Origin of the sequence: Blastomonas sp. AAP53 (assembly GCF_000331245.1) — a bacterium.
Classification (GTDB): Bacteria; Pseudomonadota; Alphaproteobacteria; order Sphingomonadales; family Sphingomonadaceae; genus Blastomonas.
In genome coordinates, this window is record NZ_ANFZ01000006.1 from 174258 (window position 1) to 195159 (window position 20902).

Here is a 20902-nt window from a genome sequence, read left to right on the forward strand (position 1 = left end):
TCAGTTTTGGCCCGCAACCGTGCGGACAGTCGCCTTGGTTCCCGCGCGATCGCGGGCGGCGACGATGCTGACAGCCTAAGGGGGCGCCTGTGCACCTGCAAAGCTTTTCGGCAGGCGACAGGCTCCCGTCGACAAACGGCGTGATGGTTAAACGTCTGAGTTCTCTGCAGAGGGGCTCCAGCGTGACCAGCCGGGTTCGCAGATCGTCCTGCGGCCGGGCAGGACGCAGCGGCTCTCGGTTCCGGCCAGTTCCATCGACTGCTCACGGATGGTCCGCATCGCGTGCCAGTTCGATGTCGCCCGCTCCTGCGTCAGGTTGACGGTCATATAGCCGCGGCTGCCGGTGTCCGCCCATTTGAGCTGCGAATTGCCGCGCATCAGCGCGCCTGCCACATCCTTGGGCGCGATGGTCGGGGCATAAGCTTCAAAGCCAGGCGATGTGACCGCATGCCCTGCAAACTCGACGCCTGCAGGCTTGCCATCGGCGCTCAGATCGAAGCCCCAGCCGTTGTGGCTGTCGCCCGACAGGACCACAAGATCGGCGTCCGCTGCCTGGGCCGACTTGAGCAGGGCTTCGCGCTGGACCGGATAGCCGTCCCAGGCGTCCATGTTGAACGGCAGGCCTGCCTTGCTGGCGGCAAGCCCTGCCGCAGAGCGCGTACGCACGATCTGCGGCGCATCCTTGGGCACCCAGTCTGCGGTTTCGACCGGCAGCTTGAGCGAGCCCATCACGCATTGCTGGGCCCAGACCTGCCAGCGCGTGCCCGATGCCTTCGACGCCTTGAACTGTTCGCCCAGCCAGCGCGCCTGATCGTCCCCCAGCATGCGGCGCTCAGGGTTCACCCAGGTCTCATCGCGAAATTTGGCCAGTGCGGCTGCCAGGTCCCCACCGCCGGCGAAGGCCTCGGCGAGTTCGGCCGGCTTGTCGCGGCCGGACAGGCGGCTTTCGGTGCGGATGATCGTGGCGAGGTTGCCGATCTGGTAGCTGCTCCACAGCGCGTCGCCGGGCATCAGGTCGGCCACCGGCATCCATTCGCGATAGACCTGTTCGGCGATCCGGCGGCGGGTGGCGTAATCGCCTTCGCTCGCATCCTGATGGTTCTGCGCGCCGCCCTTCCAGGCATCATTCGCGATCTCGTGATCGTCCCACATCGCGATCATCGGCACGCTCTGGTGCAGAGCTTGCAGATCGGGGTCGAGCCGGTAGCTTGCGTACCGCAGGCGATAATCGGCGAGCGTGACCATCTCGTGATCGGGCTGCACCATCCGTCCGGCCAGCGCCTGCGCGCGGGTCGGGTAAACATCGGGCCCGTATTCATAAATATAGTCGCCCAGATGCAGCGCGAGATCGATGTCCTTGCGCGCGGCGGCATGGCCATAAGCGTTGAACCAGCCGAAGGGCAGGTTGGAACACGAGAAGACGCCCAGGTTGAACGCCTTCGTCTCACCCTTGGGCAGCGTGCGCGTGCGGCCGACAGGAGACTTGGTGCCATCTGCAGCGACGAAGCGATAGAAATACCAGCTGTCGGGCTTCAACCCGGCGACCGTCAGCTTGGCGATATGGTCGCGTGCGCCGCTGGCGGTGACGGAACCGCCCGCCTGCGGCTTGGTGAAATCCGGTGTCGCCGAAAGTTCGGCGGTGAGGCGGGTGTCATTGTCGGCGACATAGCGCGTCCACAGCAGCACCGATTCGGCGCTCGGCTCGCCGCTTGCCACCCCATGCGAAAAGCCCCGCGCTGATGCGAAAGCCAGCGCCGCTCCCGGGATCGAAAGTGCGGCCAGGCCGAATGTGCCAGCCTTGATCAGCAGCCTGCGGTCGATCGTCATTGTCATGGGTGCCCCCCTCCTTGAGGAAATTTCTGTTTTGCACATCGGACAGCGCGGGGGCCTTTTGGTCAAGGCCGATGTCGGGCGTGTGACAATCAGGCCAAAAATGTGATAATTACAGAAATATGACATTCAGGCGTAAGATATATGACATTTGCATTGCCAGGACTGTCACACAAGTGTAGCATTTCTCCTGTCACCAACAGAAAGGACATGCCGACATGAGCACCAAAGTTATCGCAATCGCGGCCCTGGCCGCCCTCGGTATGGCTGCTCCGGGCGTTGCCCAGCCTGTGCAGAACCGGGCGGCGGCGACCGAAATCGGCTATGCGGATGGCGCCCTGGGGTTTGCCGCGCTGATGAAGGGCAATTATCCGGTCGCGCTCGAACAAATGCAGGCCGCTGAAAAACAGGTTTCTCCGGCTGCCCGCCGTGATCCCGCAAGGTTGATCAACATGGGTCTGGCCTATGCCAAGATGGGCGATATTGCCTCGGCCCGTAGCCACTATCAGGCTGCGATCGGTGCAGAGCGTTCGTTTGATCTCATCCTCGCCGATGGGCGCGTCATGGACAGCCGTGTGGCGGCACGTCATGCGCTGCGCCGTCTCGACCAGGGCTATGCCAGCCGCTGACGGCCAGGCCTGCTCCTCTTCACGTTCTGCTGACCCGGTTGGACATGGTTCAACCGGGTTTTTCTGTGTCATCGGCTGCCGACTGTGGCCGATTAGCCACCTGATTGGGCCATAATCGCCTGCCGCAAAGGGTTGCGCGCTTTGTTTGCCGAGGTCGCGGGTGCGCGTACGCCCAGCGCCGACCCAATAAAAATCATTGAATTCAGAGTGATGCACTTGAGCTTTGCGTGATTGTCGCACGGCTTACACAAATGACTCCGAAGAGTCACAAACCTGACCTTCCTTTGTCATCAAAATCGCCCCGCAGGTTCATCTTGCCTGCCTATCAGCCCCCCGAACGGCGTTCCAGGGGGTGGAATCAGATCATCTCCGTTCGTTCCTGAAAAGCCGACAGACTGTTCTGTCCTGATTTGCGGAGATTCCAAGATGCTCAATGCACGTGTTCGTTCGGTCCTGATGGCTTCGGCCGCAGCCCTGGTGGTTACCGCTTGCGGCGCAGATGACGTTGCATCCCCCGGTGAGGGCGTGATCGTTGTTCCTGCTCCGGCACCTGCACCCGCGCCTGCGCCGGCCCCCACGCCGACCCCGACTCCTCCTGCTACTGGCCCTGCTGCCGATTGCCCCAACGGCACCGCCAATGTCGGCACGATCACTTTGGGTGGCGGCGCGGTTGCCCGCAACTGCCAGCTTTCGGGCACCATCACGACCAACCTGGTCATCCCGCGTCGCGCTGGGACCGTCTATTCGCTCTCGGGCCGCGTTCAGGTCGGCATCGATGTCGGTGCTGCTGGCGGCGCCGGCACGTCGGCTATCCTGACCATCGAACCGGGCGTCACCTTCTTCGGTTCGTCGGGCGCCGACTTCCTGCTGGTCAACCGCGGCTCGCAGCTGTTTGCCGAAGGCACCGCGACCCAGCCGATCATCTTCACCGCACGTGACAACGTCACCGGCGTTGCTACCGCCAATTCCAAGGGCCTGTGGGGCGGCGTTGTCATCCTGGGCCGTGCTCCGTTGTCGGATTGCGCGACCGGATCGCCGACCAACCCCAATGGCACGCGCACCGATTGCTCGGGCGTGGTCGAAGGCACTAACGCCAATTATGGCGGCGCGGTACCGGCCGACAACTCGGGTCGCATCGCGTTCTTCCAGGTCCGTTATTCGGGCTTTGAAGTCCAGCCGGGCAACGAACTGAACGGCATCACGCTGGCAGGCGTCGGATCGGGCACGTTCTTCCAGAACGTCCAGGTCTACAACAGCTCGGATGATGGCATCGAATGGTTCGGTGGTCGCGTGAACGGTCGCAACCTTGTCGGCCTGGGCAACGACGATGACACGTTCGACATGGATCTGGGCTATCAGGGCTTCAACCAGTTCCTGCTTGGTATCCAGACCGCCAGCGCCAACCACGTGATTGAAGGCGACTCGAACGGCAACGAAAACGCCGAGCCGCGCACCAAGTGGTCGATGGCAAACGCCACCTTCGTGTCGACCCAGACCACCGCTGACGAAGCTGCGATCCTGCTGCGCGGCGGCATGGACTTCGCTGCCTACAACAGCGTCATTTCCGGCCCCGGCTGGTGCCTTGACGTTGACAGCGCGGTGACCATGCAGGCATCGGGCGCTGCAGGCGATGAAGCCGGTCCGCCGCGCTTCGAATCGGTGTTCCTCAGCTGCCCCAACGCCTTCACCAACGACAACAACGTTGCCGTTGCCGACATCCAGGCGCTGTTCACTGCAGGATCGAACAACACCATCAACGGCACTTCGACGCTGTCGGCCATCTTCATCAACGGTGCCAATGAAACCGCCCGTCCGGTGTTCAACGTCACCGGCCTCAGCGCAGCTCTGGGCGGCACGTTCTACAACAGTGCGGCTTACATTGGTGCGGTGCGCGATGCCGCCGACACACGGTTCCAGGGATGGACTTGCGGTCTGTACAGCAGCACGCCTGCCTGCACCGCAGTGCCGGCCATTCCCACGACCTGATTGCAAACCGCTGACCGGTTTCGGGGCGGCGGCGAAAAGCGCCGCCGCCCCTTTTTGATGAATTCTTGGAGGGACCCATGGCGAAATTGACGCCGCTTTCATTCGCTGCACTGCTGATGGCCAGCTCCGGCTTGGTTTCGCCAGTCGCTTTCGCTCAGGAAGCTCCTGCGCCTCAGGCCGACGCGCCTGATGCTCAGGAACCAGTCGAGGACGAGATCGAAATCTCTGGCCCCGGAGCCGGCAGCAGCGGTGAGGAAATCGTCGTGCGCGGTCGCTTCATCCCCAACCCGATCAAGGCCACTTCAGAGGTGCTCTCGGTCCTCAGCGAAGCTGATATCGCCCGCACCGCCGATGGCGACATTGCAGGATCGCTGCAGCGCGTCACCGGCCTCAGCGTCGTTGGCGGCCGCTTCGTGTTCGTTCGCGGACTTGGCGAACGCTATTCGCTCGCGCTGCTCAACGGCTCGCCGCTGACGTCGCCCGATCCGCTGCGCCGTACGGTGCCGCTCGATATCTTCCCGACCAGCGTGATCGCCTCGACCACCATCCAGAAGAGCTATTCGGTCGACTATCCGGGTGAATTCGGCGGCGGCGCGATCAATCTCACCACCAAGTCGGTGCCGCGCGATCCGTTCTTCAAGATCGAGTTCAGCACCGGCGGTGACACGATCACCACAGGCGAAGTGGGCTATACCTATTTCGGTTCGTCGACTGACTTTACCGGTTTCGACAACGGCGCGCGCACACTGCCGGGCAACCTGCGCGATGCGTTCGCCTCTGGAAACCCGATTGCAGCGGGCACCAATTTCACCGCTGCCGAAGTGCGTGACCTGACCGCGAGCCTGGCCAACGCCAACACGTCACTGATCCAGCGCAACAACAACATTCCGGCCAATTTCTCTGGCCAGATCAGCGGTGCAACCAGTTTCCTAGTGGGCGATGTCAACATCGGGATCGTCGGTGCCACTGGTATCAACAACACCTGGCGTACGCGCGGCGGTGTTCAGCAGATTTCTCAGGGCATTGTTCCGGTCAACGGCGTCGATACGCTGAACCCGGATATCGATTTCCGGTACCTGACCACTGAAAACCGGATCGTGGTCAACGGTTTGCTCGGTATCACTGCCGATGTTGGTGAGCACAAGTTCAAGCTCACCAACCTGTATATCCGCGATACGTTGAAGGATGCGTCGATTCGTGAGGGTATCGACGCTCGCGTCACCGATACCCGCCTGATCAACCGCAGCCGTACCAACTGGTTTGAACGCCAGTTGATGAACAGCCAGTTCGTCGGAGAAATGAAGTTCGACGATTTCCGTCTGAACTTCCGTGGCAGCTATGCCAATTCGCAGCGTGAAGCGCCCTATGAGCGGACGTTCGATTACACCTTCAACGCAGTGGCTGGAGATTTCGTCAACGATCTGCAGTCAGCGGGTGAAAGCGCGCGCATTGCATTCAGTGACCTGGATGACAATGTCTACGGCGCGAACATCGATCTGGCCTATGATGCGGACATCGGCATCCCGATCACGCTTTCGGCGGGCTATGCCTATTACAAGAACGACCGTACTTCGGTACGCCGTGACTTCCGCTTCCTGAGTGGCCAGGGCCCGCTGCCCTTTGCGGTTTCGCAGCAACGCCCCGATTTCCTGCTGTCGGACTTCAACGTCTATACGTTCGACGTCCGCCTGGTGGAAACATCGGGGACCAATGGCGCAGCGGCGTATTCCGCCGGCCTGGAAGTCCAGGCAGGCTATCTGCAGTTCGAAGCCAAGTTCACCGACACGCTCAAGCTGCAGGCCGGTGTGCGGTATGAAGATGGCGACCAGTTCGTGCTGCCGATCGACCTGTTCGGTCTGGGCAGCGCCAACCTGGTGGCGACCAACATCAAGAAGGACGACTGGCTTCCCGCCGCGACGCTGACCTGGAACCTGGCTGAAGACATGCAGGTGCGCTTTGCCGCCTCCAAGACCATCGCCCGGCCCCAATTCCGCGAGCTTGCGCCGCAGCAATATCTCGATCTGGAATTCGATCGCACCTTCTTCGGCAATCCGTTCCTGAAGAACAGCCGACTGATCAACCTTGAAGCCCGCTACGAGTATTTCTTCGGGCGTGATGAGCGCGTGACGGCGGCGGTGTTTTACAAGGATATCCGCGATCCGATCGAAAACCTGGGCTTCCGGCAGGGCGACAACTTCTTCACCACCTTCGCCAACGCTCCCAAGGCGACGCTGTACGGTGCGGAAATCGAGCTGGTGAAATATTACGACCTGATCGATCTGGGCGGCAAGTTCTTCGAAGAGCGCCGTCTGCTGATCGCGGGCAATTACACCTACACCAATTCGGACGTGAAGGTGACCGCGCAGGACCAGATCGCCGACCCTCTCAGTGGCAATATGGTGGCAGCGTCCTCCATCTTCCGCACCGGCGGTTTTGCTCTCACCGGCCAGTCGGACCACATCGCGAATGTGCAGTTGGGTCTGGAAGGCACCGGCGAGCGCCTGTCGCAGCAGACCATCCTGATGTCGTGGAACAGCAACCGCGTCACCAACCGCGGCCCCGCCGGACAGCCTGACTTCGTGGAATATACCGGAGCGCGGCTCGACTTTGTGTGGCGTGAAGGCTTCAAGATCTTCAACAAGGTTGGTGAACTCAAGTTCGAGGCACGCAACCTGCTCGGAACCGATTATGCCGAGTTTCAGCAACTGAACGCATCGACGATTCTCAACAATGCCTATGACATTGGCAGGGCGTTCTCGATCGGCGCTTCGATCCAGTTCTGACACGCCATACGGCCGTACGGCCTACGCAAAAGAGGGGGCGGACCGCAGGTCTGCCCCCTTGTCGTTGGGCTATTGCCGATGGCGCGCGCATTGTCGTTCAAATATCTGTCACAAACTGGTAATCCAAGCGTCATCCAGCGCGCCTAGCAGCGTCGGGGGGCCATGGGGATCGGCCTGCAACGGGGAGTGATTCGTGGCATCAGCGGCCCAAACTGGCGCGCAGACTGGCCTAGGTGCTTCGCTCTCCCGATTCCGGTCGGTGCGATTCGAGGCAAAGGGAACAGGGCTGGGGCGCTATCTGCCGACCGGCCTGTACGGCTGGCTGCGCGCGTTGCTGGTGCTGGCGCTGATCATTCAGGTCGCCCGGCTGGTGTGGACGATCGTTACACCCATCGCGCCACTTGGTGACTGGCAGGCGCGCACGGCCAATATCATGTCGCCTTCCGCGCGCGCTGCGCTGTTCGCCAGCTTCGATGGCTTCGACCGGGCGGCAGCGACGGGCGATGCCAGTGCGGCTGTCACCTCGCTCGACCTGACGCTCTACGGCTTGCGCATGAACGAGGCCTCGGGTGGCGGGTCTGCGATCATTGCGGGGTCAGACGGTGTCCAGCGCAGCTACGATGTCGGGGAAGAGGTCTCTTCCGGCGTGAAGCTGGTGCAGGTGCTGTTCGATCATGTCGTGCTGGAACGCGCCGGCAGCCGCGAAAGCCTGTTCCTCGACCAGTCAGTCCCGGCAGAGACGGTGGGCGATGCGCCTCTCGCCGCCGCTGCCGCGCCGGGTGCAGTCGGCGCTCCGCCGGTGGTCCAGGCTCCAGGCCCGATGACACCCGAGGCGATCAACGGCGGCATCGGTTTTGCCCCGCGCATGGAAAATGGCCGTGCGACCGGCTTTGCTGTCACCCCCAAGGCCGATGGCGCCGTATTCGCACAGGCCGGGTTCAAGCCGGGCGACATCGTCGTCGAGATCAATGGCCGCAAGGTCAGCTCTGCCGCTGATGGCGCAGCCTTGGCCGGGCAAATACGGCCTGGCGCGCGCATTTCACTGCTCATCGAACGTGGCACGGAAACCCTTCCCATTGCCCTGATCATCCCGGAAAAATGAAAAAAAACAGCTCCCTTTTCGCGCTGGGCGCGGCTCTCGCCCTGGCGACATCGCTGGCCTCGCCATTGGTCGCACAGCACAGTCTGAACGTGCGCGATGCAGACGTGCGGGCGTTCATCGAGGATGCAGCCTCGGTCACCGGGCGAACGTTCATCATCGATGGCCGGGTGCAGGGCAAGGTGTCGGTCGTCACCGACAGACCGCTCAGCCGCAGCGAATATTTCGAGGTTTTCCTCTCGACATTGCGCGCCAACGGGCTGATCGCGGTGCCCACCGCCAACGGCGCGTACCGCATCCAGCCGACCGATGGCGCAGCTTCCGCGCCGGGCCGGGTGGGCAGCCGAGGTGGGCAGAACGAGTTTGTCACCGAGGTCTTCCGCCTGCGTGCGATCGATGCGACGACGGCGGTCGAGACGCTGCGGCCGTTGGTCAGCCGCGAAGGATCGATCACTGCCAATCGCAGCGGCAATAGCCTGGTCGTTGCCGATTATGCCGACAACATCCGCCGTATCCGTGCGCTGATCGGCCAGATCGACCGCGATAACGCGACAACCCAGGTGATCACGCTGAACCATGCCGGCGCGCGCGAGATCGCGATGACGCTCCAGCAGCTCAGTCCGGCGCCGGGCGGTGGCGCAGAAGGCGGCGGAGGCGGGGCGCCTTTGGTGTCGGTGGTGGCCGTCGACAGCAGCAATTCGGTCGCGCTGCGCGGCGATGCCCCGACGATCGCGCGGCTCACCGCAATCGCCAAGGAACTGGATGCGCGCGCCGCCAATGGCAGCGAAATCCGCGTGATCTGGCTCGATTATGCCGATGCCGAGCAGCTGGTTCCGGTGCTGCAGATGATGGTCGGCGGGCAGGGCGGGGGCGGCGTGCAGCCGATGTCCGCTGCGGCTTCGGCCCCCGCAACCGGCGGCGCTGCGCCGGCAGCGGCATCTGCGCCCATCGGCGGCGCGGTGGGCCTCTCCAACGGTCGCGGCACCGCGATCATCACCCGCTATGAAGGCGCCAACGCGGTGATCATTTCCGCGCCGGTCGATGTCCAGCGTTCGTTGGCCGAGCTCGTGCGGCAGCTCGATATCCGCCAGGAACAGGTACTGGTCGAGGCGATCATCGTCGAGATATCGGACAAGGTGGCACGCGAGCTCGGCGTGCAGTTCCTGATCGGCGGCAAGGATATTCCGTTCCTCGTCACGCCCTTTTCCAATGTCGCGCCCAACATCCTCGACATTGCAGGCGGCATCCTCGCCAACGATCTCGACGAGACCACCACGGTCATCAACGGCGACACCGTCACCACCTCCACCAACAGCCAAGTCGGCGATTTTCTCCGCCAGAACGCAGCCAACCGGATTCTGGGTGCGCGCGGCGGCTACACCGGCTTTGCCGCCGATATCGGCAACAACCGCGTGCTGGGCGCGATCATCAACGCGGTGCAGGAAGACAGCGAGTCCAATATCCTCTCGACTCCTTCGCTGACCGTGAACGACAATGTGCAGGGGTCGATCCTGTTCGGTCAGGAAATCCCGATCAGCACCGGCGAGGCGCTGTCGAACAATTTCGACAATGCCTTCCGCACCATCCAGCGGCAGAATGTCGGCATCGAGCTGGAGGTGAAACCGCAGATCAACGCGGGCAACCAGGTCAAGCTCGACATCCGGCAGGAGGTCAGCTCGATCGTCGGGCCGGTGAGCAACGATTTCAACGAGCTGATCATCAACAAGCGCGAGGTGAAGACCACGGTCACCGTGCGCGACCGCGAGATCATCGCGCTGGGCGGGCTGCTCGATGACAACGAGCGGCGCACGATCCAGAAGATCCCGCTGCTGGGTGACATTCCGATCATCGGCGAGCTGTTCAAGTCGCGCGGGCGTGAGCGGACCAAGACCAACCTGATGGTGTTCATCCGTCCGACGATCCTGCGCACCGCCGAGGATGCGCAGGCTATCGCCGCGCGCCGCTACAATTACGTGCGCGCGGCGCAGATCGAGTTCAACCCCAAGGTCGAGCCCTCGCTCGACACCATCGTGCGCGATTATCTGGGCGCGAATATCCCCGTGGCCCCTGCCGCAGGGCCGGGCGATCAAGTCATCACGCCACGCGCGATGCCGGGCACCGCGCCGCTCGACACCACCACGCTGCCGCCGAGCAATGTGCAGCAGTTGCCGCCCATCAACGGAGGTCAGCCATGAAGATCCGCAAGGGCGATACCCCGGCTGATGCGCCGATCGATGTGCTGGACGAGGCTGCTCTCGACCTTGCCCCGGAACGCACGATGGCGCGGATGATGCTCGACATTCCTTATGGCTTTGCCCGTGACAATGGCGTGGTGATGCTCGGCGAGGCCGATGGACGGATGAAGGTCGCTCTGCGCGAAGGCGCGGACCCCGTGACCCTGCTCGAAGTGCGGCGCTACCTGGCCATGCCGTTCGATGTCGAAATCGCACCGGTCGCGCAGTTCGAGCGGTACCTTTCGGACCATTACGCGGTCGAGGGCAATGCGGCAGCGATGGCGCATTCGATGAACATCGACGGCGGCGACCTGGAGCTGCTGGCGAGCGATCTGCCCAGCGCCGAAGACCTGCTCGACAGCGCCGACGATGCGCCCGCGATCCGCCTGATCAACGGCGTGATCGCCGAGGCCGCGCGCCAGGGCGTCTCGGACATCCATATCGAGCCCTACGAGACAGGCCTTGTCATCCGCATGCGGATGGACGGCGTGCTGCAGGAAAAGCTGCGGATGCCGCCCAATGTCGCGCCGGTGATCGTCAGCCGCATCAAGGTGATGGCACGCCTCGACATTGCCGAACGCCGTGTGCCGCAGGATGGCCGCATTGGGCTGACCATCGGCGGCAAGCTGCTCGACGTTCGTGTTTCGACGCTGCCCAGCCGGGCAGGGGAGCGCGTCGTGCTGCGCCTGCTCGACAAGGAAAACGCCAATATGGATCTGGGGCTGCTGGGCATGAGCCCGCGTACCCACAAGATCCTGGCCGAGGCTTTGTCCGAACCCAATGGCATCGTGCTGGTGACCGGGCCGACCGGATCGGGCAAGACGACCACGCTCTATTCGTGCCTCAAGCAGTTGAACGATGGCTCGCGCAACATGCTGACCGTCGAGGACCCGGTCGAATATGCGATCGAGGGTGTCGGCCAGACGCAGGTCAACCCCAAGGTCGGGCTGACCTTCGCAGCGGGCTTGCGCGCGATCCTGCGCCAGGACCCTGATGTTGTGATGATCGGTGAAATCCGCGATCACGAGACGGCAGAGATCGCGGTGCAGGCTTCGCTCACCGGCCATCTGGTGCTTTCGACCGTCCATACCAACGATGCGATCGGCGCAATCACCCGCATGCGAGACATGAAGATCGAGCCGTTCCTGCTCGCCTCGACCTTGCGCGCGGTGGTTGCGCAGCGGCTGGTGCGGCGGCTGTGCCCCGAGTGCCGCGAACCGGTGCAGGCCGATGGCTCGCTCGCCTCGCTGCTCGGCTTCGACAAGGGCACCGTGGTCTATCGCCCGGTCGGCTGCGATTCGTGCAACCACACCGGCTTTGCGGGCCGCATCGGCGTGTTCGAGGCGGTGCGCGTGGATGAAACCATCCGCCGCCTGATCAACGACAATGGCGACGAGGCGATCATCGCGCGCCACGCCTTCCTCAATGCGCCCAATCTGGGCTCGGCCGCGCGCGAACTGGTGCGCACCGGCCAGACCACGGCGGAAGAGGCGATCCGCATTTCGCGGCGGGAGGCGGAACCGGCGCCGCCGCCGCCAGAAATGATCAATGGCTGACTTTGCCTATCGGGTGATCGATTCGGCCGGGCGCGAGCGCGAGGGGCGCATCCGCGCGCCGTCCGATGCGCAGGCGCGCGCAGCGCTCATCCGCAAGGCGTATCATATCATCACGGTGAGCCCAGCGCCGCCGCGCAAGGCGTTGCTGACGCAGCGCACCGCACGATTGAGCCCAAAGCAGCTCACGCTGTTTACCCGGCAGATGTCTTCGCTGATGAGCGTCAGCCCGCTCGAAGAGGCGCTGCGCACAATCAGCCGCCAGACCGAAAAGGCCAATGCGCGCGAGGTGCTGATCAACGTGCATGGCGGGGTGATGGAGGGTCAGTCGCTTGCGGAATCGATGGCGCGCGAGCCGCGCAGCTTTCCGCCATTGTACCGCGCGATGATCAGCGCAGGCGAAAGTTCAGGCTCGCTGCCGGTGATCACCGAACGGCTGGCGGCGCTCCTGGAACAGCAGGCCGAGGTGCGCGGCAAGCTCATCTCCGCGCTCGCCTATCCGATCATCCTGAGCCTCGTGGCCTTCGGCGTGGTCGCAGGCCTGATGATCTCGGTGGTGCCGCGCGTGGTCGAACAGTTCGACAACGCGCAGACGCAGCTGCCGCTCATCACGCGCATCGTCATCGGAATCTCTGCCGTGCTCGCTGATTACTGGTGGCTGATGGCGCTTGTTGCGCTGCTGGCGGGCCTGGGCTTCTGGCGCGCAATGAAGGTGCCCGCGTTCAAATACCGTGTCGATACCTTCGTGCTGAAGCTGCCCTTCATCGGCAAGCTGATCCGCGACATGAACGCGGCACGGCTGGCGCGGACGCTGTCGACCATGGTGCAGAGCCGCCTGCCTTTGCTCGAAGGCATGAAGCTCACCACCCGCACCGTGCGCAACAGCGTGCTGCGCGAGGCGCTCGAAGAGGCGGTTGAGGCCATCCGCTCGGGCGGGTCGCTGTCCGCCGCGCTCAGGAATGCGGGGACATTCCCGCCGCTGCTGGTGTATCTTGTCGCCAGCGGCGAGAGTGCAGGCCAGCTCGATACGATGCTCGAGCGCGCCGCCGATTATCTGGAGCGCGAGTTCCGCAACTTCACCTCCACCGCGATGGCGCTGCTCGAGCCGGCGATCATCGTGGTGATGGGCGGCGCGGTGGCGCTGATCATCCTGTCGATCCTGCTGCCGATATTGCAGCTGCAAAACCTGACTGGCTTATGAGGACCAATATGCTGAATTTCCGATCCGCGCTGCTGAAGCGCCTCTCGCCCAAGGCGCGCAAGCGCGCTAACGGCTTCACGCTCGTCGAGCTGATGGTGGTGATCTTCATCATCGGCCTGCTCGCGACGATCGTCGTCATCAACGTGCTGCCCAGCCAGGACCGCGCGATGACCGAAAAGGCGCGCAGCGACATTGCGACGCTGTCCCAGGCGCTCGAAATGTACCGGCTCGACAACCTGACCTATCCGGGCTCGGCCGAAGGGCTCAACGCGCTGGTGACTGCGCCGCCGACACTGGCGCAGCCGGGCCGCTATCGCAGCGGCGGCTATATCAAGAAGCTTCCGCAGGACCCCTGGGGCCGCCCGTATCAGTACATCAGCCCCGGCACGACCGGCGCATTCGACCTCTATTCGCTGGGCGCCGATGGCGCACCGGGCGGCGAGAACGAGAATGCGGACATCACCGCCGATGGGGCGTAACTGCCTGAAATCCTCCCCCAGCAAGCTGGGGGAGGAATTGAGGAACGGCTTCACCCTGATCGAGCTCATGGTGACGCTGTTCATCATCGGCCTGGTCGCAGGCGCGGTGGTGCTGTCGCTTCCCGGCGACAGCGCTGCGCTCTCCGAAGATGCCGACCGCTTTGCCGCACGCGTCGCGGCGGCGCGCGATGAGGCGGTGGTGAGCGCGCGGCCGATCGCGGTGTGGATCGCGCCTTCGGGCTATGGCTTTGATGCGCGGCAGGACCGGCAATGGGTGCCGCTGAACGCGCGCGCACTCGCCAACCGTGACTGGAAGCCGGGCACGGTGGCGCAGATCGAAGGGGAGGCAGCGGAACAGGCAGCCTCACCGGGGACGGACCCGGCGGCAGCGCCGTCGCGCGCGCGTTTCTGGTTCGACAGTACGGGCTTGCCCAACATGCCGGTCACCGTGCTGCTGTCGCGCGGGGCGAACAGCGACCGGATCGTCATCAGCGCGACCGGCGAGGTCGGTCGTCCTCGCTGATCACCGCCAGCGTAAATTGTCCCTGCCAAGCTGATCGAGCCGCGTCACCCCCATCAGCTTCATGCCGCGCTCGATCTCGCCGCGCAGGTTGCCGAGCGTCCGCTCGACCCCGCGCTGGCCCCCGGCGGCGAGCGCATAGAGGTACAGCCGCCCGCCCGAACACGCCTTCGCGCCAACACTCAAGGCCTTGAGCACATGCGTGCCGCGGGTGATGCCGCCATCGCAGATGACCTCGATCCTGTCGCCGACCGCATCGACGATCTCGGCAAGCTGATCGAACGGCGCACGGCTGCCGTCGAGCTGCCGCCCGCCATGGTTCGATACCATGATCGCGGTTGCACCGATCGCGACGGCGCGGCGCGCATCCTCGACGCTCATGATGCCCTTGAGGCAGAACGGGCCGTCCCATGCCTTGCGAATATCCTCGGCCATCGTCCAGTCCATGTTCTGGTCGAGCATGGTGTTGAAATAATCCGCGACCGAGATCGCTGCTTCGCTGCCGGCGGCGATGTGGCTTTCCAGATTGGGCAACGAAAACCGCTCGCGCCCCAGATAGTTGAGCGTCCATTTTGGGTGCATCGCAAAGCTCGCCGCCGACGAGGGGGTGAGCTTGGGCGGCGATGTGAAGCCGGTGTGCAGGCAGCGTTCGCGCTTGCCCGACACGATGGTGTCGACGGTCAGTGCCAGGGCGTCGAACTTTGCCGCCTTCGCCGCCTGGATCAGCGCGGCGTTGAGCCCCTTGTCCTTGTGGACATAGAGCTGGAACAGCTTGGGGCTGGCGATGCTGTCGCCGATCTCGGCGAGGCTGACGGTGGCGAGCGAGGAGATACCGAAGAACGTGCCGAATTTCTCTGCCGCCGCGCCCACCGCCTTTTCGCCGCGCCAGTGGAACAGCCGCTGCAGCGCGGTAGGGGAGAGGAAGAGCGGCATGTCGATCTTCCGCCCCATCAGCGTGGTCGACATGTCGATATCGGACACCCCCGCCAGCACATTGGGGACGAGGTCGCATTCCTCGTAGGCGGTGGTGTTGCGGTTGCGGGTGATCTCGTCATCCGCCGCGCCATCGATATAGTGGAACACCGGATAGGGCAGCTTGCGGCGCGCCAGCTCGCGGAAATCATCGACCGTGTGGCAATCGGCCAGCCGCCGAACCGGAAAACGTCGCATCAACAAAAGCCCCCGATCGTTCCAATGCCGTTTTCCGGCGAAAGCTGGATTGCAGGTCGACGGCAGCAATTTCCCGCCCCTGGACTCCGGCTTTCGCCGGAGAACGGGGTGAGTTCAAGAGAACTTTTACTTCAGGCTCGCAGGTGCCGGTGCCGATGGGTATTTGCAGCCGCGCTGCTGGCCGATGCCCTTCAGAAAACTGCGCCGCACGACGCCAGCGTAGACCGCAGCATTATAGCGGCGCTCCTGCGCGGCTGCGCCGGAGATTTCGCGGATGACGCTGCGGAAGGGGATGATCGAGTTGACGATCAATCCGCCCACCTTGCCTGCGGTATCCTTGCGCTTGTCATCCCTCGTGGCTTCATAAGGCACGTCGAGATCTTCGCCCAGCACCGCGTCCATGTCACCGATGGCGCTACGGATCTGCGCGCAGGTCTTGATGCCGACGAGCGAATAGGGTTTGTCCTGAATGGCGATCAGGTTCTCCGGAATGTCCTTCTTGTCGATGCCGACATCCTGCACTGGCTGGTTCACGACATCTTCTGCCACTTTCTCGGTCGTGCGCGGCTTGTCGGTTGGCTGGCTTTGCGCGGTTGCCGGCAGGGCGCTGGTGATGAACGCAAGGCTGGCGAATGTGATGGCGGTGCGGTGCATAATGGATCCCCTCATGTCGGCATCAACCAAGACGCCCGTGTTTCGCATACGCATGACCCGGCAAAACGATGCGCTGGCCTACAATCGCGTCGCGCCGAACGTATCACACTGGGCAGGATTGCCGGTATTGAGCCCCTTTTTCAGCCACGCCATGCGCTGCGCCGATGTGCCGTGGGTGAAGCTTTCCGGAACCGGTCTGCGCCCGGCGGCCTTTTGCAGCGTGTCATCACCGATCGCGTTGGCGGCCGTCAGCCCTTCCTCGATATCGCCGGGCTCTATCCGCTCGCGATTGCGCGCCGCCCATACGCCGGCATAGCAATCCGCCTCCAGCTCCATCCGCACCTGCAGTTCGTTGCCTTCGGCCTCGCTGGCCTGTTGCTGGGCGCGGCGCACCTGGTTCGATCGCCCGCTGATCGTCTGGATGTGATGGCCAACCTCATGCGCGATCACATAGGCCTGGGCAAAGTCCCCCGCCGCGCCGAACCGGGTGGCCAGCTCGTCGAAAAAGCTGGTGTCGAGATAGATGCCGTTGTCGGCAGGGCAGTAGAACGGTCCCATGGCGCTTTGCGCTGCGCCGCAGCCGGACTGGCCGTTGCGATCATAAAAGGTGAGGGTGGCGGGTTGATAGGCCTGGCCCTGCTCGCGAAACAGTGTGGTCCACGTGTCTTCGGTGCTGGCGAGCACCTGGCAGCTGAACTTGCTCTTTTCATCGACCGCGCAGCTTTGTGTAGCGTTCTGGCCGCCTGCCTGCGTCTGGACGGGTGCGCCGCCGGGCAGGCCGCCGCCCTGCATCAGTTCCATCGGATTGATGCCGAAGACCAAAGCGGCGATGCCCAGAATGATGATGGTGCCGATGCCCATCTTGCCGCCACCTATGGGGAAGCGCGGTCCGCCGCCCGATCCGCCGCGCTGGTCGGAAATATTGTCGCTGGTGCGGTAATCGTCGAGCTTCATGCGCGCGGTGTTCCTTCTTGGGCGTCTCGTGACGAACATTAACACTCGCTTGTGCCATTTAGCACCACAGATTTTTCACGCCGTTTGCCTTATTGTGCAGTGCGGAATAAATGAAGCGTACAAGCGCGCCATGCGCTGCACCTTAAGGAAATGTCATGCCTGCCTCCCAGGATACGATCGATACCCAGTCCGCCGCCGTTCCGCTGCCGCCGACCGTCGCGCTGGTGCTGCAGGGGGGTGGCGCACTCGGATCCTATCAGGCCGGGGTTTTCAGCGAGCTGGTGCGCCAGAATGTGCGGATCGACTGGGTCGCGGGCATCTCGATCGGCGCGATCAATTCGGCGATCATTGCGGGCAACGAGCCGGCGCTCGCCTGCCAGCGGCTGCGCGAATTTTGGGAACTGGTGACATCGGGCACGGCGGACCTCGCCTGGGGCAATAGCGATTACCTGCGTGAACTGAACCATTTCGCAGGAGCCGCAACAGCCGCCACGATCGGCGTGCCCGGCTTCTTCCGCCCGCACATGCTGCCGCCGACCTTCTCCTGGCCCGGCACGCCGGCGGCGGTCAGCCTGTACGATACGACGCCGATGATCGAGACGCTGAACCGCTTCGTCGACTGGGACCGGCTGAACAATGGCCCGGTGCGGTTTTCGGTCGGCGCGGTGAACGTGGAATCGGGCAATTTCTATTATTTCGACACGCACGATCCGCACGGACGGCAGATCATCGATGCGCGTCATGTGATGGCCTCGGGTGCGCTGCCGCCGGGCTTTGCCCCGGTGGAAATCAACGGCAAGCATTACTGGGACGGCGGTTTGGTCAGCAACACGCCGCTCGCCTATGTGCTCGACAACCAAACCAGTGACATGCTGGCTTTCCAGGTCGATCTGTTCCCCGCGCGGGGTGACCTTCCGACCAAGTTTGCCGATGTGATGAGCCGCGAGAAGGATATCCGCTATTCCAGCCGCACCCGCCAGGTCACCGATTACTACCTGAAGCTGCGCCGCGAGCATGAGGCGCTGCGCAACGTGCTGGCGATGCTGCCGCCCGAAATGGCGACGATGCCCGATGTCGAGCGCATGCGTGCGCTGGTGGAGGACAATGCGGTCAACATCGTCCATCTGATCTACAACGTCCAGAAATGGGAGAGCGGCATGCGCGATTTTGAATTTTCGCGCGCAACGATGGACATGCACTGGAACCAGGGGATCGAGGCGGTACAGGCCGCGATGAACAAGGGCGACCTGCTGGCGCAGAATATTCTGGACGGAAAGACCGCCGCGTTCGATCTTGTCCCGCATCGCTGAGCGTTACAGGACACAGGAGAGGGAAACATGATTAGCAACATTCGCGCGCTGCTGGCGCTGGCCCTGGTAACAGGTACAGGCGCGCTGGCGGCAGAGAGCTGGCGCACGATCGCGACCCCGGCGGATGCAACACGGCTGGAGCAACGCGATGAAACCTTTGCCGCCGCGCTGGCGGAGGTGAAGGCATCGGAATTTGCTGGCGAGCTGGCGAAGAATCGGCTGCTGTATGACCCGGCGAAACGTCTGGACAATCCGCTGCCCCCCGAGGGCCGCTATCTGTGTTCGACGCACAAATTGGGCGGTCAGTATCTGGCATTCATCGCCTATCCCGATTTCGTCTGCGCGGTCTATGGCAAGGGTGACAGGCGCCAGTTCGTCAAGCTGACCGGATCGCAGCGCCCGGTGGGCTTTATCCACGCCGATGGCAGGCGCAGCGGCGTATTCCTGGGCTCGCTGATGCTGGGCGACGACGCGGGGCTGGTCCCTTATGGCCAGGACAAGGAGCGCGATCTGGCGGGAACGGTCGAGCGCATCGGCAAGGACCGCTGGCGGATCGTGTTCCCCAGGCCGTTTTACGAATCAACGCTCGACATCATCGATCTGCGTCCGGTGAGGTAAACGCAGGTGCCAAGCGGAACCGCGCTGAGTTATTCAGTGATCATGCTGCTGACCGGGATCGGAATTCCGGTCATGGCGGCGCTCAACAGCCAACTCGGTATCAGGCTCGCCAATCCGGCGGCGGCATCGGTGATCCTGTTCCTCTCTGCCATGCTGATCGCGGTGGCCGCGACCGCTGTTGTTGGTCTGCCAGAGATAGCCAAGGTCCGTGCCGCTCCGCCGCACCTGTTTTTTAGCGGTGCATTTGTTGCCTTTTATGTGCTGGCGATCACGTGGATCGGGCCGCGCTTCGGTATCGGCAATGCGGTATTTCTCGTTTTGCTGGGGCAGATCGTGGCTGCAGCATTGATCGATCATTTCGGCCTGTTCGGTGTGCCACGCAGCCCGCTCACAGCCCTGCGGATCGGCGGTATGGTGGTGATGACCATTGGCGTGTTGATGGCCCGGCGGATCGGGTGATCGATTTTTAACTGACATAACAACGGCAAGCCACTAGCCTCCCCTTCAAACTTGTGTCTGGGGAGACATTCATGCCGGTCGTTCAATCGCTTTTCCGCTCGCTCGCTGCGTCCGCTGTTGCCTTAGCCATCGCTTCGCCGGTGCAGGCGCAGGACACGATCCGCGCCGATATCGCCGCTGACATGCCCGGTTTGATGGACATCTATCGCGATCTCCACGCCAATCCGGAACTGAGCTTTCAGGAGGTCAAGACCGCCAAGAAGCTTGCCGATGAGGCGCGCAGGCTGGGCTTCGAGGTCACCGAGGGCGTCGGCAGGACCGGTGTCGTCGCCGTGATGAAGAACGGCGCAGGCCCGGTCGTGATGCTGCGCGCGGACATGGATGGGCTGCCGGTGGTCGAGCAGACGGGACTTCCCTTCGCCAGCAAGGTGCGCGCGATGAGCCCGGCGGGAATCGAGACCGGGGTGATGCACGCCTGCGGGCACGACACGCACATGACCGGCTGGGTTGCCACCGCGCGGCAGCTGGTCAAGCGCAAGGCCGAATGGTCGGGCACCTTGGTGATGATCCTGCAACCGGCAGAAGAGATCGGTTCGGGCGCGCTCGCGATGCTGGAGGATGGCCTCTACACCCGCTTTCCCAAGCCGCAATATGTGCTGGGTTTCCATGACGCCGCGCAGGCGCCCGCCGGGTTCATCGGCTATACGCCGGGCTTTGCGCTCGCCAATGTCGACAGCGTCAATATCAAGGTGAAGGGGCTGGGCGGCCACGGGGCGTATCCGCAATCGACCAAGGATCCGATCGTCCTGGGCGCCCGGATCGTGTCGACCTTGCAGACCCTGGTCAGCCGCGAGCTCGATCCGCAGGATGCCGCCGTTGTCACCGTCGGTAGCTTTCAGGCGGGCGCGAAGCACAACATCATCTCGGACGAGGCGACCCTGCTGCTGACGGTGCGCAGCTATTCGGACGAAACCCGCGCCAAACTGCTCGACGGGATCAAGCGTATCGCCAAGGGCGAGGCAATAGCCGCCGGCATGCCCGATGACAGGATGCCGGTGGTGACGATGAACGACCAGTTCACGCCGGCGGTCTACAACAGCCCGGATTTCACTAATGAAACCGGCACCTTCCTCAAGGCGCGTTTTGGCGACAAGCGCGTGGCGCAGGTGTCACCTTCGATGGGCGGCGAGGATTTCAGCCGCTTTTATCGCGCCGACCCGGACAATATTACCAGCCTGATCTTCTGGGTCGGAGGAGTGCCGCTGGCCGAATACAACAAGGCGAAGAAGGAGGGCATCGAAATGCCCTCGCTGCACAGCCCGTTCTGGGCACCAGAGGCCGATACCGTCATCGCGACCGCCGCCGAAGCGATGATCGCGATGACGCTCAAACTGATGCCGAAAAAGCCCTGAAACGCTAGGGT

General features: G+C 63.3%; 17 protein-coding genes. 13 read left to right on the top strand and 4 right to left on the bottom strand.

Annotated elements, in window-relative coordinates:
- Positions 1 to 147 precede the first annotated feature (147 nt).
- The gene (locus tag D618_RS0103770) at positions 148 to 1833 is read right to left on the bottom strand and encodes an alkaline phosphatase D family protein (protein WP_081590403.1); all 1686 of its coding nucleotides are present in this window, start codon (positions 1831 to 1833) and stop codon (positions 148 to 150) included.
- 215 nt (positions 1834 to 2048) lie between these two features.
- Here D618_RS0103770 and D618_RS0103775 point away from each other — a divergent pair, with 215 nt between their 5' ends.
- From D618_RS0103775 to D618_RS17570, 9 genes are all read left to right on the top strand, one after another.
- Positions 2049 to 2459 carry a hypothetical protein gene (locus D618_RS0103775; RefSeq protein ID WP_017670159.1) on the top strand — a complete coding sequence of 137 codons (411 nt, stop codon included), beginning with the start codon at positions 2049 to 2051 and terminating at the stop codon, positions 2457 to 2459.
- A gap of 525 nt (positions 2460 to 2984) precedes the next feature.
- Complete coding sequence (locus D618_RS0103780) at positions 2985 to 4445, top strand: hypothetical protein (protein WP_238550581.1); 1461 nt, start codon at positions 2985 to 2987, stop codon at positions 4443 to 4445.
- Between the two features lie 77 nt (positions 4446 to 4522).
- Positions 4523 to 7228 carry a TonB-dependent receptor gene (locus D618_RS0103785; protein ID WP_017670161.1) on the top strand — a complete coding sequence of 902 codons (2706 nt, stop codon included), beginning with the start codon at positions 4523 to 4525 and terminating at the stop codon, positions 7226 to 7228.
- Between the two features lie 259 nt (positions 7229 to 7487).
- Positions 7488 to 8330, top strand: a complete 843-nt coding sequence (locus tag D618_RS0103790; protein ID WP_017670162.1) for a type II secretion system protein N — start codon at positions 7488 to 7490, stop codon at positions 8328 to 8330.
- On the top strand, positions 8327 to 10522 hold the full coding sequence (gene gspD / locus D618_RS0103795) for a type II secretion system secretin GspD (protein ID WP_017670163.1): 2196 nt from the start codon (positions 8327 to 8329) through the stop codon (positions 10520 to 10522). The genes D618_RS0103790 and gspD overlap by 4 nt, the downstream gene beginning before the upstream one ends.
- A complete protein-coding gene (gene gspE / locus D618_RS0103800; protein WP_017670164.1) occupies positions 10519 to 12117 on the top strand; it encodes a type II secretion system ATPase GspE in 1599 nt (532 codons plus the stop codon). The genes gspD and gspE overlap by 4 nt, the downstream gene beginning before the upstream one ends.
- Positions 12110 to 13315: a type II secretion system inner membrane protein GspF gene (gene gspF / locus D618_RS0103805; protein ID WP_017670165.1), complete on the top strand. Its 1206-nt coding sequence runs from the start codon at positions 12110 to 12112 to the stop codon at positions 13313 to 13315. Before gspE ends, gspF begins: the two co-directional genes overlap by 8 nt.
- Positions 13316 to 13323: 8 nt before the next feature.
- Positions 13324 to 13794: a type II secretion system major pseudopilin GspG gene (gene gspG / locus D618_RS0103810; protein ID WP_040370260.1), complete on the top strand. Its 471-nt coding sequence runs from the start codon at positions 13324 to 13326 to the stop codon at positions 13792 to 13794.
- On the top strand, positions 13766 to 14317 hold the full coding sequence (locus D618_RS17570; protein ID WP_238550582.1) for a GspH/FimT family pseudopilin: 552 nt from the start codon (positions 13766 to 13768) through the stop codon (positions 14315 to 14317). Before gspG ends, D618_RS17570 begins: the two co-directional genes overlap by 29 nt.
- Here the strand turns inward: D618_RS17570 and D618_RS0103820 are convergent, their stop codons facing one another.
- From D618_RS0103820 to D618_RS0103830, 3 genes are all read right to left on the bottom strand, one after another.
- Positions 14318 to 15484 carry an alpha-hydroxy acid oxidase gene (locus D618_RS0103820; protein WP_017670168.1) on the bottom strand — a complete coding sequence of 389 codons (1167 nt, stop codon included), beginning with the start codon at positions 15482 to 15484 and terminating at the stop codon, positions 14318 to 14320.
- A 126-nt stretch (positions 15485 to 15610) separates the two neighbouring features.
- The gene (locus D618_RS17575) at positions 15611 to 16153 is read right to left on the bottom strand and encodes a hypothetical protein (protein ID WP_152414519.1); all 543 of its coding nucleotides are present in this window, start codon (positions 16151 to 16153) and stop codon (positions 15611 to 15613) included.
- Between the two features lie 63 nt (positions 16154 to 16216).
- A complete protein-coding gene (locus D618_RS0103830; RefSeq protein WP_017670170.1) occupies positions 16217 to 17092 on the bottom strand; it encodes a neutral zinc metallopeptidase in 876 nt (291 codons plus the stop codon).
- 155 nt (positions 17093 to 17247) lie between these two features.
- Here D618_RS0103830 and D618_RS0103835 point away from each other — a divergent pair, with 155 nt between their 5' ends.
- The 4 genes from D618_RS0103835 (at position 17248) to D618_RS0103850 (ending at position 20891) form a co-directional block, all read left to right on the top strand.
- A complete protein-coding gene (locus D618_RS0103835; protein WP_017670171.1) occupies positions 17248 to 18402 on the top strand; it encodes a patatin-like phospholipase family protein in 1155 nt (384 codons plus the stop codon).
- 27 nt (positions 18403 to 18429) lie between these two features.
- Positions 18430 to 19020, top strand: a complete 591-nt coding sequence (locus tag D618_RS0103840) for a DUF4893 domain-containing protein (protein WP_017670172.1) — start codon at positions 18430 to 18432, stop codon at positions 19018 to 19020.
- A 42-nt stretch (positions 19021 to 19062) separates the two neighbouring features.
- Positions 19063 to 19479, top strand: coding sequence for a DMT family transporter (locus D618_RS0103845; RefSeq protein ID WP_017670173.1), 417 nt, complete (start codon positions 19063 to 19065; stop codon positions 19477 to 19479).
- Between the two features lie 71 nt (positions 19480 to 19550).
- Complete coding sequence (locus D618_RS0103850) at positions 19551 to 20891, top strand: amidohydrolase (RefSeq protein ID WP_017670174.1); 1341 nt, start codon at positions 19551 to 19553, stop codon at positions 20889 to 20891.
- Positions 20892 to 20902: the final 11 nt, after the last annotated feature.